Annotated in this window: 14 protein-coding genes and 2 tRNA genes; 2 read left to right on the top strand and 14 right to left on the bottom strand. The window is 63.2% G+C overall.

Going from position 1 to position 13,509, the window contains the following annotated elements; translation table 11 throughout:
• The first annotated feature begins 137 nt into the window (after positions 1 to 137).
• Both VJ307_01945 and VJ307_01940 read left to right on the top strand, forming a co-directional pair.
• Positions 138 to 455 (top strand): hypothetical protein, encoded by a 318-nt coding sequence (locus VJ307_01945; protein HJX72888.1) that lies wholly within the window; start codon positions 138 to 140, stop codon positions 453 to 455.
• A 276-nt stretch (positions 456 to 731) separates the two neighbouring features.
• Complete coding sequence (locus tag VJ307_01940) at positions 732 to 1,532, top strand: site-specific integrase (GenBank protein ID HJX72887.1); 801 nt, start codon at positions 732 to 734, stop codon at positions 1,530 to 1,532.
• Between the two features lie 47 nt (positions 1,533 to 1,579).
• On the opposite strand, the gene VJ307_01935 is transcribed toward VJ307_01940, so the two are convergent.
• The 14 genes from VJ307_01935 to hflX all read right to left on the bottom strand — a co-directional run bounded on the left by VJ307_01935 (position 1,580) and on the right by hflX (position 13,476).
• Positions 1,580 to 1,656 (bottom strand) — tRNA-Pro (locus VJ307_01935).
• A gap of 66 nt (positions 1,657 to 1,722) precedes the next feature.
• Entirely contained in the window at positions 1,723 to 2,109 is a 387-nt protein-coding gene (locus VJ307_01930) for a phosphomannose isomerase type II C-terminal cupin domain (protein HJX72886.1), read from the bottom strand.
• Between the two features lie 55 nt (positions 2,110 to 2,164).
• Positions 2,165 to 2,521: a MerR family transcriptional regulator gene (locus VJ307_01925; GenBank protein HJX72885.1), complete on the bottom strand. Its 357-nt coding sequence runs from the start codon at positions 2,519 to 2,521 to the stop codon at positions 2,165 to 2,167.
• 20 nt (positions 2,522 to 2,541) lie between these two features.
• Positions 2,542 to 2,829 (bottom strand): integration host factor subunit alpha, encoded by a 288-nt coding sequence (locus VJ307_01920; GenBank protein HJX72884.1) that lies wholly within the window; start codon positions 2,827 to 2,829, stop codon positions 2,542 to 2,544.
• A gap of 23 nt (positions 2,830 to 2,852) precedes the next feature.
• A complete protein-coding gene (gene pheT / locus VJ307_01915; GenBank protein HJX72883.1) occupies positions 2,853 to 5,258 on the bottom strand; it encodes a phenylalanine--tRNA ligase subunit beta in 2,406 nt (801 codons plus the stop codon).
• 24 nt (positions 5,259 to 5,282) lie between these two features.
• On the bottom strand, positions 5,283 to 6,317 hold the full coding sequence (pheS, locus tag VJ307_01910) for a phenylalanine--tRNA ligase subunit alpha (protein ID HJX72882.1): 1,035 nt from the start codon (positions 6,315 to 6,317) through the stop codon (positions 5,283 to 5,285).
• Between the two features lie 190 nt (positions 6,318 to 6,507).
• The gene (rplT, locus tag VJ307_01905) at positions 6,508 to 6,864 is read right to left on the bottom strand and encodes a 50S ribosomal protein L20 (protein HJX72881.1); all 357 of its coding nucleotides are present in this window, start codon (positions 6,862 to 6,864) and stop codon (positions 6,508 to 6,510) included.
• 24 nt (positions 6,865 to 6,888) lie between these two features.
• Entirely contained in the window at positions 6,889 to 7,086 is a 198-nt protein-coding gene (rpmI, locus tag VJ307_01900; GenBank protein ID HJX72880.1) for a 50S ribosomal protein L35, read from the bottom strand.
• The gene (infC, locus tag VJ307_01895; GenBank protein ID HJX72879.1) at positions 7,086 to 7,697 is read right to left on the bottom strand and encodes a translation initiation factor IF-3; all 612 of its coding nucleotides are present in this window, start codon (positions 7,695 to 7,697) and stop codon (positions 7,086 to 7,088) included. The genes rpmI and infC overlap by 1 nt, the downstream gene beginning before the upstream one ends.
• Positions 7,698 to 7,726: 29 nt before the next feature.
• On the bottom strand, positions 7,727 to 9,577 hold the full coding sequence (gene thrS / locus VJ307_01890) for a threonine--tRNA ligase (protein ID HJX72878.1): 1,851 nt from the start codon (positions 9,575 to 9,577) through the stop codon (positions 7,727 to 7,729).
• A gap of 91 nt (positions 9,578 to 9,668) precedes the next feature.
• Positions 9,669 to 9,745, bottom strand: a tRNA-Val gene (locus VJ307_01885).
• Between the two features lie 39 nt (positions 9,746 to 9,784).
• Positions 9,785 to 11,158 carry a DUF512 domain-containing protein gene (locus VJ307_01880; GenBank protein HJX72877.1) on the bottom strand — a complete coding sequence of 458 codons (1,374 nt, stop codon included), beginning with the start codon at positions 11,156 to 11,158 and terminating at the stop codon, positions 9,785 to 9,787.
• Positions 11,159 to 11,833: 675 nt separating this feature from the next.
• Positions 11,834 to 12,436 carry a CDP-alcohol phosphatidyltransferase family protein gene (locus VJ307_01875; GenBank protein HJX72876.1) on the bottom strand — a complete coding sequence of 201 codons (603 nt, stop codon included), beginning with the start codon at positions 12,434 to 12,436 and terminating at the stop codon, positions 11,834 to 11,836.
• Entirely contained in the window at positions 12,391 to 13,476 is a 1,086-nt protein-coding gene (gene hflX / locus VJ307_01870; protein ID HJX72875.1) for a GTPase HflX, read from the bottom strand. Before hflX ends, VJ307_01875 begins: the two co-directional genes overlap by 46 nt.
• Between the last annotated feature and the right edge of the window lie 33 nt (positions 13,477 to 13,509).

Raw genomic sequence — 13,509 nt, 5'->3', positions numbered from 1 at the left:
CACCACGGGGAGAATGTATCACGGAATAATTGCGTTGACAGATAATAAGTGAAGTGGTACAGAATAGATTAAATATATCTAAAAGGAGGTGAAAGGGATGAAGGTTGGCGAGGAAAAGGACCTGCTGCGGCCCCGGGATGTCGGCCGCAAGCTCGGCCTGCCTGTCGGTCCCCCACGTATACACCCTGTCCGCGGCACTCCTGCAATCGAACATGGATGTTTGTGAAGAGTGCGGATCGGCCCACGATCTACTGGAAGCATTCGATGAGGTGATGATTGCAACCGGGAAGAAGATGCGGAAGGCCAAACGTCCCCCCGCAAGGCAGGTATCTCCCGATGAGATCCGGGACATTATCGGCGGATGTGAGCGCGATGTCATGGTCTGCATTTATTCGACCCGGAGGGGCATCACGAAAGAATGGTTCATCGTCGGGCAGCCCGAGAAGGCGGCCTGATATGGGCGTCTATCGTAAAGGGAAGGTCTGGTGGATTTCCTACCGCGTCAACGGCCGGCGCGTCCAGAAAGGCATCGGCACGAAAAAGGCGACGGGTCAGGGGATCCTTGAGAAGATCCGCGTGGAGATCCGCGCGGGCCGGTACGTGGACATCGAGAAACCCCCTCTCCCCTTCCGGGAGCTCGCGGACAAGTTTCTCGAATGGGCGAAGATCAAGAAGTCCTACGTCTCGATACGCGCAACCGTGAATCCGTCCCGGAATACTTCGGCGAACAGATGGCGCACACGATCACCGAGCACGAGGTGGAAACCTTCCGGGCGCAGCGGAAGACAGTCCCGATCAAGGCGAAGAAACCGGAGGCCCGGAGGCCCCGGAGCACATCGACCGTGAAGCATGAACTCGCGGTCCTCAAGGAAGTCTTCAACAAGGGCATCGCCTGGGGGCTCGTGGACCGCAACCCCGCGGCCCGCGTGAAACCTCTCCCCGAATCCAAGGGGCGGACGCGGTTCCTCTCGGTCGAGGAGGCGGAGAAACTCGTCCAGGCCGCATCGGCGCACCTTCGCCCGATCATCATCATGGCGCTGGAAACGGGAATGAGGCGCGGAGAGATTCTCCGGCTCAAGTGGGAAGACCTGGACATGAAGAACAACATGATCTATATCGCCGACCCGAAGAACAACGACCCCCGCCACGTCCCGATGTCCTCCCGCGTGAAGGCCCTCCTGGCGTCACTCCCGCGGCGGCTGCGGGCGGACTATGTTTTCGTCGGGGTGAAGAAGTGGCAGACGGTCGGGAAGGACGGGATCCCCTTCACCGACGTGGACACCTCTTTCCGGAATGCTTGCGCGAAGGAGGGGATCGAGGACTTCACCTTTCACGGGCTCCGGCACACGGCGGCTTCGCATTTGGTGATGTCCGGCGTCCCGTTGAGGACGGTCGGGGAGATCCTCGGCCACAAGACGGCGACGATGACGGAGAGGTATTCGCACCTGACCCCGGAGCACAAGCGAAATGCGATAGAGACGCTCTCGAGTTGCTACAATTCTGCTACAATCGCGCAGGAGGCGGGACGGTGACTCCCGCCATTTCAACGCCTAACTGTATGGATGATAAAAAGAAAAAATGGTCGGGGCGACTGGACTTGAACCAGCGACCCCTTGCACCCCATGCAAGTGCGCTACCAGGCTGCGCTACGCCCCGACCCGAATGTTTCATGATATCCGCTCCCGTCAGCGTTGTCACGGAAAATCCGGGAAACCGCGGCGTTTACGACCGCCCGAAGTCGTCCTCCAGCCGCTCGATGTCGTCTTCTCCCATATATGAACCGGTCTGGACCTCGATGACGATCACGTCCTCCCGCCCGACGTTCTCGATCCGGTGGACGGCCCCCCGGGGGATGTCGAGGGAATGGCCCGCCTCCATCCGGATCGTTTCCCCCTCCCGGGTGACTACCGCCTCTCCCCGCACGAGGTGCCAGTGCTCGGCTCGGTGCCGGTGTCTTTGCAGGCTCAGGCGCTTTCCCGGGCGCACGAGGAACCTCTTGACCTTGCATCCTTCCTCCTCGTAGAGAACGAGGTAGAAGCCCCATGGGCGCTCTCCCCGTTCCCCGTCCCGGGCGGAGCGGCTATCGTCGGAATTCCTGGGCGGATTCATGGGCGGATATCGGCGAGAGGTGTGCCGGGCGAGGCGGGACGGCCGCCATCTCGGTTCATTGCCTCAGCATCTCCCGGATCTTCTCGAGATCCTTCTTGACCTTCTGGAGGACGGCCCTTTGTTTCTTTTCCTCCAGATTCAAACCGAGCTGTTTGCTCTTATCCTTCATCCGTTCCTTTAACTTCTTCTGCGCCCCCTCGATCGTGAACCTCTCGTCGTAGAGCAGCCTCCTGATTTCGAGCAACGTCTCGACTTCATGCTTCTTGTAGACGCGGTGTCGGGAGCGGTTCTTCGCCGGCGCCAGGTCGAACTCGGTCTCCCAGAACCGGACCACGTAAGGCTTCACGCCCAGAAGAGAACTTACCTCTCCGATTTTGAAGTAGAACTTGTCCGGGATTTCGGGAACTGCCACACCTGCCCCCCGGAAACCGCTTACGGGTTCTCTTCGTTGATGTACGCCTTCAGGATCTGGCTGGGCCGGAAGGTGAGCACGCGGCGCGCCGTGATCTGGATGTCGTCGCCTGTCTGGGGATTCCTCCCCTTGCGGGGGCGCTTGTCGCGCAGGATGAAGTTCCCGAATCCGGAGATCTTGATCTTTTCTCCGTTTTTCAGGATATCCTTCATCGTATCGAAGATCGTCTCGACGATATCCTGCGACTCTTTCTTCGAAAGGCCGCCTACTTTCTCGTACACGATCTCTACCAGGTCAGCCTTCGTCATCGCGTCCCCCCTTCTGATTGGAATTACGTGGTGCGAATCGTCCCGCCGAACCGATTCTCCAATAGATTTACTACCTTGGTATGTATACTATGGACATCTGCGTCCGTCAAGGTTCTGTCCTCAGCCTGGATCCGCACACGGAACGCAACGCTTTTCTTTCCCGTTCCGATCTTCTCTCCCGTGAACACATCGAAAACCTCCGCTTCCCGGATTTCGGGGGAGAGCTCCCTTACCATGGCCAGCACGTCCCCCACCGGCACACCCGCGGGAAAGATGCAGGCAAGATCTCGGAATACCGGGGGAAAGCGGGGAATCGCCCGGGATTGTACCGGACGGGGGGAGGAAAGCGCCGCCTGGATCCGGATCTCCCCGTAATGGGTCGGCCCGGGGATTTCCAGGGCGGACAGAAGCTCCCGCCGGATGGCGCCCACCCAGCCGATTACATCGCCGCCTTCTACGATGTCCGATGATTTCCCGGGGTCGAAAAACGGGCGGGAAACCGAGGGCATGAAGTGGACCGGCGCGCATCCCATCAGGAGCAGAACCGACTCGGCGACCGCCTTGGCATCATAGAAATCGACCGGATCGCCTCCTCCGCTCCAGCTGCCGGGCATCCGGCGGCCGTGCATGATGAAGGCGAGACGCGGCTCTTCGAAATGCTCCCGGGCGAAAGATTTTCCGAACGCCTTTCCTGTCTCGAACATCCGGATGTCGTCGAGGAAGCGCCGGATGCTTCCCTCCACGTTGTGCAGGAGCCCCATGAGCAGGTGAGGCCGCATCACCGTGGTGTCCTCGGAAATGGGGTTCGCGATACGGATCGCATCGGCGGGGGAAAATCCCAAAAGGGCCGCGTGTTTTTCCCACTCCTTCCCGGAGACGAAGGAGAAGTTGATCGCCTGGGAAAAACCCTCCATGCGAAGAAATTCGGAAACCCTCTCCACCTCGGCCGCGAAGCGGTCGTCCCGGGAAAACTCGGGCGCCCCCGATTCCGGGTAGGTGGCCGGGATCGTGTCGTAGCCGGAAAGTCGCGCGACCTCCTCGACAAGATCGATCTCCCGTTCGATGTCGAACCGGTGCGCGGGGACGGTGATCTCCCACAACCCTTCCTGCTTCTTCGTGGCGGCAAATCCGAGACGCGCCAGGACATCCAGGCATTCCCGGTCGGAATAGGGCCGCCCGACGATCCGTTCCATCCGGGCGGGACGGAACGACACCCTCCTGCCGTACTCCCTGTCTCCCCCGATGTCGAACGTCCCTGCGGCTGTCGTGAAACCGAAGGAACCGGCCAGCAGCGCGACGGCCCGGTCGGCGGCGTACATCGTGCCGGAAGGGTCCACTCCCCGCTCGAACCGGTAGGAAGACTCGGTGGACAACCCCAGGCGCCTCCCCGTGGACCGGATGGAGGACGGCGCGAAATGGGCGCTTTCGAACAGTACCCTTCTTGTCGTCGGGAGGACCTCGGTGTTCTCCCCCCCCATCACGCCGGCCACCGCCACGGGTCCCTCCCCGTCCCAGATGAGCAGCATTTCGGGCAGGATCTCCCGGGTCGTGCCGTCCAGCGTCGTGAACCGGCGGACGACCCCGGATTTCCGGACGTCGATGCGGTTCCCGGCGAGACGGTCCAGATCGAACGCGTGCATCGGCTGGCCAAGTTCGAGGAGGAGATAGTTGGTGATGTCCACGATGTTGTTGATCGGGCGGATGCCGCACAGGGCAAGGCGGCGCTGGATGAGGGGAGGCGAGGGGGCGATCGCGACGTCCGTGATGACGCGGGCGGAATAGCGCGGGCACAGGTCCGTGTCCGTCACCGTCACGGAGGAGATCTCGCCGATGGGCGGTCCGGTCTGCGCGAATATCGTCTCGGGGAGGAAGACCTTCTCCCCGGTGATCGCGGCGATCTCCCGGGCGACACCTTGCACGCTCAGGCAATCCCCCCGGTTGGGGGTGATCTCGACGGTGAGGAGCCAGTCGTCCATCCCGATCGCGGGCGCGAGCGGAGCGCCCACCTGCGTTTCGGGGGGAAGGATCATGATCCCGGGGGATTCTTCCGCCATCCCCAGTTCCTGCTCCGAGCAGAGCATCCCTTCCGAGACCTGCCCGCGGATCTTCGCCTTCCCGATCTGCACGCCGTTGGGAAGCTTCGCGCCGACCCGCGCCAGGGCCACCACGTCCCCCGCTTTCATGTTCCTCGCGCCGCAGACGATGGGGTATTCCGCCGTGCCATCGGTGACGCGGCAGAGGGAAAGCTTGTCCGCGTTCGGGTGGGGACCCAGGTCGAGGATCTTCCCCGTCACCACGTCCTCCATCCCCTCCCCGAGGTATTGGCAGGCGGAAACCTCCACGCCGGCCATCGTGAGGGCGTCCTGGATCTCCCGGGGGGAGAGGCGCGTTCTCACGAACTCTTGGACCCAGGAATGGAGTACTTTCACGATGGTCCTCGCAACCGGCCGGCGCTAGAACTGCGAAAGAAATCGGAGGTCGTTCTCGAAAAAGAGGCGGATGTCGCTGATCCCGTGCCGCAGCATGGCGATGCGCTCCACGCCCATCCCGAAGGCGAATCCCGGGTATTCCTCCGGATCGTATCCGACGAATTCGTAAACGGCCGGGTCGATCATTCCGCAGCCGAGGATTTCGAGCCATCCGGAGTCCTTGCATACCCGGCAACCGGAGCCGCCGCAGATGACGCAGCGGATGTCGACTTCCGCCGACGGCTCGGTGAACGGGAAGAAGCTCGGGCGGAAGCGAAGCGGCTTGTTCTCGCCGAACATCATCCGGCAGAACTCGGTCAGCAGCCCCTTGAGATCCGCCATCGTGATGCCCCGGTCGACCGAGAACCCCTCGACCTGGTGGAACATCGGGCTGTGGGTCACGTCGGAATCGCAGCGGTACACCGCTCCCGGGGCGATCACGCGCACGGGCGGGCGCATCGACTCCATCGTCCGTACCTGGATCGGGGACGTGTGCGTCCGCAGCACGAGATCGCCGCCCGGCCAGTCGATGTAGAAAGTGTCCTGCATGTCCCTCGCCGGGTGATCCTTCGGGATGTTGAGCGCCTCGAAGTTGTAGTAGTCCTTCTCGATCTCGGGACCTCCGTGGACGGAGAACCCGAGGCGCTGGAAGATGGAGATGATCTCCGCCATAGTTCGGGAGACGGGGTGGCGGTGCCCGACGGCGGGAGCGCGACCGGGAAGGGTCACGTCCACCCGCTCGAACCCCTCGCGCGCCCTTCTCTCCTTCTCGCGGATCTCCTCGAGCCGCCGGGAAAAGGCCTCCTCGAGCTTCGCCCTCGCCTCGTTCGCGGAAGCGCCGACCTTCCTGCGCTCCTCCATGGGAAGGGAGGCCACGCCCTTCAGGAATTCGGATATGGCTCCCTTCTTCCCGAACGATCGACCCTTGGCGTCGAGGAGGTCGCTCTCCGTCTTCGCGGAGGAGATCGCCCGCAGGCCTTCCTCGACGAGGAGCGCGATCCGCTCGATCGTATCGGGCAAGGAGATCCCCCTCTTTCCTAGTGCACCCTAGTGCACCGTCTCGCAAATACCTTGGCATTCGAGCGCCACTGCATCCGCTCCAGCTTCGTTGCGCTTCTTCACCATACTCAACGGTATGCCTCAGTCGCGCGCCTTGCTGGCGCGGCGCATTGACGCTCTCGGTGCGTCAAGCTATTTACGAAACGGTACACTAGCCGAGAACCGCCTTGGCGGAATCGGCAAGGGCGCGGAATCCTTCCGCGTCGTGGACGGCCAGATCCGCGAGGACCTTCCGGTCGACCTCGACACCGGCTTTCTTCAGCCCGAAGATGAACTGGCTGTACGAAAGCCCGTTCTCGCGCGCGGCGGCGTTCACCCGGGTGATCCAGAGCGCCCGGAACTCCCGCTTCTTCGCGCGTCGATCGCGGTAGGCGTACTGCAGGGCGCGGGCGACGGCCTCCTTGGCGGAACGGAGCAGCCGCCCGTGGCCTCCCCGGAACCCCTTCGCGGCCTTCAGGACCTTTCTTCGTTTCTTGTGCGAATGTACCGCTCTTTTCACGCGTGGCATGACGTTCCCCTTCTTTCCCGCGGCCTAGAGGTACGGCAGCAGGCGCCGAATCGATTTTTCGTTGGTCGGGTGCACCAGCGCGGGTTTCTTGAGGTTCCGTTTCCGCTTTCTCGTTTTCCCGGTCAGGATGTGGCTCTTTCCCGTCTTGGCCCGCCGGATACCGCCTCTTCCCGTGGCGGAGAATCGTTTCGACGCGCCGCGGTTGCTCTTCATTTTCGGCATTACCGTTCCTCCTGTTTTTCCGCCGGGGGCGGTTCCTTCTTCTCTGGCCCCCGGGGGGCTTTCCCCCGGGCCTTTGCAGGCTTTTCGGACTTTTCGGGTTTCTCGGCCTTCCGTTTCTGCGCGTTCGGGGCGACGATCGTCATCATCGTCCTCCCCTCCATCTTCGGAGCGCTTTCGATCTTGGCGATGTCGGCGACCTCCGCCACGATATGCTTCAGCATCTCGAACCCGCTTTGCGACGCGTAGGACATCTCGCGGCCCCGGAAACGCACCGTCACCTTCACCTTGTCCCCTTCCTCGAGGAACCTCCGAATATGCCGGATCTTCACGTTCAGGTCGTGCTCGTCGGTCTTGGGCCTGACCTTGATCTCCTTGACCTGGATGACGGTCTGCTTCTTGCGGGCCTCCTGCTCCCGCTTGCTCTGCATGTACTTGAACTTGCCATAATCCATGACCCGGCATACGGGCGGATCCGCGTTCGGCGCCACCTCGACGAGATCGAGGTCGAGGGTTCTCGCCCTCTGCATCGCGTCCTCGGTGGGAACGATTCCGAGCTGCTCGCCGTCGACTCCTACGAGGCGCACGCGGGGAACGCGGATCTGTTCGTTGATTCTCGATTCCTTGGTAATGGCTCCCTCCTTTACGGTTGCGGGTTTTCGTCTTCTCTCCGCAGCGTCCCGAGGAACTCCTCGACGGACATCGGGGGGAGTTGCTCCCCTCCCCGCCTGCGCGGAGACACCTGGCGGCCCGTCACTTCCCGGTCGCCGATCACGAGAGCGAACGGTACCTTCTTCAATTGGGATTCGCGGATCTTGTAGCCGAGCTTCTCGTTGCGGAAATCCCCCTCGGCCCGGTACCCTGCGGCGCGGAGCGCGGCGACCACCTCCCGGGCGTACTCGACATGGCTATCCGTGACGGGGAGGACGTCGGCCTGTACCGGCGCCAGCCAGACCGGGAACGCGCCCGCGTACTGTTCGATGAGGACCCCGAAAAAGCGCTCCAGGGATCCCATGAGCGCGCGGTGGATCATGATCGTGCGGTGCTCCGCCCCGTCGTCGCCGACGTACGTCACGTCGAAACGATCCGGGTTGTTGAAATCGACCTGGATCGTCGAGCACTGCCAGGAACGACCGAGGACATCCTTGATCTTGATGTCGATTTTCGGGCCGTAGAAAACCCCTTCCCCGGGGTCCACCTCGTAGGAGAGTCCCTTGCGGTCCAGGGAGCGCTTGAGCGCCGCTTCCGCTTTCTCCCAGTTCTCCGGCGTCCCGGCGTACTTTTCCGGCCGGGTCGAAAGATAGATCTCGTACCGGTCGAACCCGAACCGGCGCAGCACGAACAGGGTGAAGTCGAGAAGGGAGAAGATCTCCTCGTCCAGCTGGTCGGGGCGCAGAAAGAGGTGCGCGTCGTCCTGGGTGAACCCCCGTACCCGCAGCAGCCCGTGCAGCGTGCCGGACGGTTCGTACCGGTACACCGTTCCCAGCTCGGCGTACCGGACGGGCAGATCGCGGTAGGAGCGCATCCGCGACTTGTAGATCTGGATGTGGAACGGACAGTTCATCGGCTTCAGCTGGTAATCCTGCCCCTCCACCCCGATGGCGGAGAACATGCTCTGCCGGTAGAAGTCGAGGTGGCCGCTCACCCTCCACAGGTCGATTCTCGCGATGTGGGGGGAAAAGACGAGGTCGTACCCGGCCTTCGCGTGCTCCTCCCGCCAGAAATCCTCCATGATACGGCGGACGACCGCCCCCTTCGGGTGCCAGAGGATCAGCCCCGGCCCGATCTCCTCGTTCACGCTGAACAGGTCGAGCTCCTTTCCGAGCCTCCGGTGATCCCGTTTCTTGACCTCCTCCAGCAGGCGAAGATGCTCGTCGAGCTCCTTTTTCCTTGCGAAAGCGCAGCCGTAGATGCGCGTGAGCATCCGGTTCCGGGAATCCCCACGCCAGTAGGCCCCCGCCGTGTTCATGAGCTTGTAGACGCCCACCCTGCCGCTGCTCGGGAGGTGCGGCCCCCGGCACAGATCGAGGAAGTTCCCCATCCGGTAGAGGGAAACGACGGGGTCCGGGATATCGGCCAAAAGCTCCTCCTTGTACGGCTCCCCGGCGAGCCTGGCCAGGGCCTCCTCTCTGGGCAGCTCTTCGCGCACGAACGGATGGTCGGCCCGAACGATCTCCCCCATCTTCTCCTCGATCCGCTCGAGGTCCTCCGGGGTGAACGGCCTTTCCACGTCGAAATCGTAATAGAACCCGTTCTCTATCGCGGGACCGATGGTGATTTTCGCCCTGGGAAAAAGATCCTTGACCGCCGCCGCCATCACGTGGGCCGTGCTGTGCCTCATGATCTCGATTCCGTCCTGGTCCTCCGGCGTCACCCACTCGATGTTCCTCTCCGCAGGAACCTCTGCGGCGAGGTCCCGGAGCGATCCGTCGACACGGGCGGCGATCGCCACCTTCGACTTTCCCTGTTGCCTGGCAAGTTCCCGAAGCGTCATGGTTTGCGTTTCCTAAAAAAAGCAAAAATTTCCCCGCACACCGGTACCCCGGCGCGAGGGCCAGTCAGGGTTCCACCGGACAGGGAAAAAATGGTGGGCGATACTGGACTTGAACCAGTGACCCCCTGCATGTCAAGCAGGTACTCTAACCATCTGAGCTAATCGCCCTTCACGACCATAGAGCCTATTATTGTCGGCGAACACCCCTCAAAATGTCAATGAAAATATAGACCTAGTAACGTTGCAGACCGTTTCATAGAACCCCGAAGGCGTAGCGTCGAAGAGGTGCACCGCGGCCCCCGTCTCCCGGGCGATCTCCTCCGGAGACCGATTGTCCAGAAAGAGGTCCCCCGCGTCCCGGAGACAGACGGAGGGGATGTAGATCCGCGAAACCTTTCTCCCCGAGAGGGCTGCCAGGATATCCCCCCCCGAAAGGAGCCCCGTGACCGTGACGCTTTCCCCCATGAGACGGTTGGGAACGGGAAGCGGAACAAACGAAGCCCCAACCTTTCGGGAAAAATTATTCAGAAAATCGGATACGTAGGCACGCGGGGAGAGGCCGCTTACCACCGTGCCCCCCGCATCCGCCCTCTTCCACCTCTTTCTCCGGAAGAGCGCGCTCGACTCGTCCATAAATTGCCGCAGCAACCCCACCCCGTTGCCGATCTGCGGGAACGAACCGTACGCGCGGCGCTCGGGGATCTTCTCCCCCGCCAGGAGGTAATACTCGTCCGCCGCGACGGCGAAGGGCTCGCCCTCCCGTCTGCCGAGGCGACGGCCCAACCGGGCAAGGAGGGAAAGCGTCTCCCTCGCCTCGTCGCGGGTGACCGCCCGCAAGGGGGGAAGTCCCGCCCGGTGGGAGGTAAGTCCGACCGGCACCACGGCGACGGACAGAAGCCCGGGCCGAAGACCGGAGAGCTCGACGAGCGAACGGGAAAGCTCCTCCCCGTCGTTGATCCCCGGGCATACGACGATCTGGCCGTGGAGAACGATGCCGGCCGAGACGAGTCGCGACAGGACCTCCATCACGTCGGCCGCGTGAGGATTGCCGAGCATCCGCTTACGGAGAGCAGGGGCGGTCGTGTGGATGGAGACGTAGATTGGGGAAAGGCGATACCGAAGGATCTTCCGGATCTCCTCCTCGGAAACGTCGGAGAAGGTCACGTATTGCCCGTGCAGGAAGGAAAGCCGGACGTCCTCGTCCTTGATGTAGAGGCTCCTTCGCATCCCCTTGGGCAGCTGGTGGACGAAGCAGAAGATGCAGCGGTTCCGGCACCGCCGGACCCGGACCGGTTCCGGAAAAACCCCCAGGGGCTCCCCCCCGGTGCGGATGACTCTCTCCCTCTTTACCCCCGGGTTCGTCTCCCAACGGAGGAGGAACCGCCTGCGGCTCGAAAGGAAGTGCAGGTCGAGGAGATCGAAGACGGGCTCCCCCCCGACGGAGAGGATCCGGTCCCCGGCAGTGATTCCGGCCCGTTCCGCGGCGGATCCCTTGGCCACGGATTCCACCCGGACCCCCGCGCCGTCCGGACGGTTCGGGCCCGCGGTGCGTTCGATCGTATTTCCGGTACTACGCTTCATGGATGCAGAACATTATCGCATATCGCGGGCGGGGACTCCTGCGGGGGTAGTTGTCTGCAACCGGGGACCCTGGCTTGCGGGGGGCTTCCTCTCAGCTACGCTCGCGACCTAGCACCCGCTCGCTGCCATTCCGCTCGACGCAATTTCCTCCTCGCTCCATAGGCCGCTTCGAGGAACCCCCCGCTGCGCCTCGGGTCCCCCGTCGTCGTCGGCCCCGCTAAGGGGCGCATCGTCGCGGCGCACGACGCAGGGGATCCCCCGAGCGAGGAGACGAGGCGGAACCGGCGGAGGCCCCGCGTTTCAGCGAGGAAGCAGCTTGGCGAACCACGCCGGAATGTCGAAAGACTGGGAGAGGGCCGCATGGCACGTTCGCTGGACGCAGCCGGGGAGCGAGAACCCTTCCGGTGAAATGTGTACTGAAGGTTCGAGCTCCGAGCCCGCCGCCGACGAACAGGAGGAAAAGCCCGCCTTTATGCGGGCGACAGGCGGGCGAGGCGGACCGCCATGCCCGGACGGGAGGTCCGGGCGGATGCGGCGAGGCGGATCGCGAGCGGGGACCCCGGAGGCGAAGCCGGCCATAGCGCCCACGAAACGGCGTGCCACCAGTCACCGGGGACACTCCAAGGGGGGACATTCCTATATCGAGTTGTATGTTGAGGAGTGTCCCCGCCCAACTCAGGCACGGGAGAGCTTCCGGATCCCGATCACCAGGTAGTGAATTCCGGAAACGGAGGTCGAGACGGCGCACAGGACGACGACGGCCTCTGTCACGAGGAGCTCGGATCCCGCGGGGACGAGAGCCCAGACCCCGGGGAATGCCCGGACGGCCAGGAAATAAATGACGGTCAGGATTTGCATGGCGGTGTTCCCTTTGCTGATTCCCGTGGCCGCGATTTCCCCGGAGCCGAGCAGCAGAAGAATCAGCAGGCTTCCGATCAGGATGAAGATGTCGCGGCTGATGACCAGGATGGCGAGCCAGTCGGGAACGACCTTCACGATGGCAAGGACCACGAACGACGTCGCCATCAGCAGCTTGTCGGCGATCGGGTCGAGGTAGAACCCGACGACCGTCCGCTGGTGGAGCCACCGCGCCAGCAGCCCGTCCAGCATGTCGCTCGTTCCGCAGACGACGAACACCAGAAGTGCGGGCCGAAACCTGCCGGAAATCAGCAGGTAGGCGAACAGCGGCACGAGAAGGACGCGGGTGGCGGTGAGGCCGTTGGCGATGTTGATCAGCCGCGCCTGGTCGAACCGTTCCCGGCCGAACGGTGAAGCCATAACCCTCCTTCCACTTCCTTGAGCAGCGAAGGTATCCCCGATCCCGTGACCGCCGATATGCGAATCGATTCCGTCGGGCAGCGCCCCTCCTCTCCCGTCAGGTCGGACTTGTTGACGGCGAGAAGGGTCGGTTTCCCGGAAAACCCGAGATCCGAGAGGATCCCCTCGACGGACGAGAGGTTCTCCTCCATCATTCCGGTGCTCCCGTCGACGACGTGAACGAGCAGGTCCGCTTCCCCGATTCCCTCCAGCGTCGCGAGGAACGCCTCGCGGAGCTCGTCCGGAAGGTCGTGGATGAAGCCCACGGTGTCCACCAGGATCGCCGGCCCGCCGCCGGGAAGCGAAAACCGGCGAGCGGTGGGATCGAGCGTCGCGAACAGCTGGTCCGCCACGAAGACGTCGGAGCCGGTGATCCGGTTGAACAGGGTGGATTTTCCGGCGTTCGTGTATCCCACGAGCGCCACCACGGGAAACCCCACCTCCCGCCGCCTGCGGTAATGAAGCGCCCTCGTCCGCCGCACCGTTAAAAGTTCCCGCTCGATCTGGCGGATATGGGTGCGGATCCGGCGACGGTCCTCCTCGAGCTTCTTCTCCCCCGGACCGCGCGTCCCGATGCCGCCTCCGAGCCGGGACAGATCCCTCCTGCCCCCGATCAGCCGCCCCATCCGGAACGAGAGCTGGGCGAGCTCGACCTGGAGCTTCCCCTCCCGGCTGCGCGCCCTCCGGGCGAAGATGTCCAGGATGACCTCCCGTCGGTCGAGCACCTTCACACCCAGTTCCTTCTCGAGAGCGGCCTGCTGATTGGGCCGCAGCCGGTTCTGGAAAACGACGAGGTTCACCTCTTTTTCCCCGACCGTCTCTTTCAGCTTCTCCACCGTTCCCGATCCGATCAGGGTTGCGGGGTTTTCCGAGGAAAGGGCCTGGGCATGGGTCCCCGCCACGATCCCTCCCGCCGCCATGACGAGGCTTTTCAATTCCTCGAGCGGGTCGGGGGGGGGCAAAATTCCCGGCGCGGGGCGTCTTTTCCGGTAAGCCCACACGAGCAGGGCCCGTTCGGAGGACCTGGATTCCGC

The organism is Candidatus Deferrimicrobiaceae bacterium (assembly GCA_035256765.1).
Lineage (GTDB): Bacteria > Desulfobacterota > Deferrimicrobia > Deferrimicrobiales > Deferrimicrobiaceae > CSP1-8.
The sequence above is the reverse complement of the archived record's forward strand: the minus strand, read 5'-3'. Positions and strand labels throughout refer to the sequence as shown.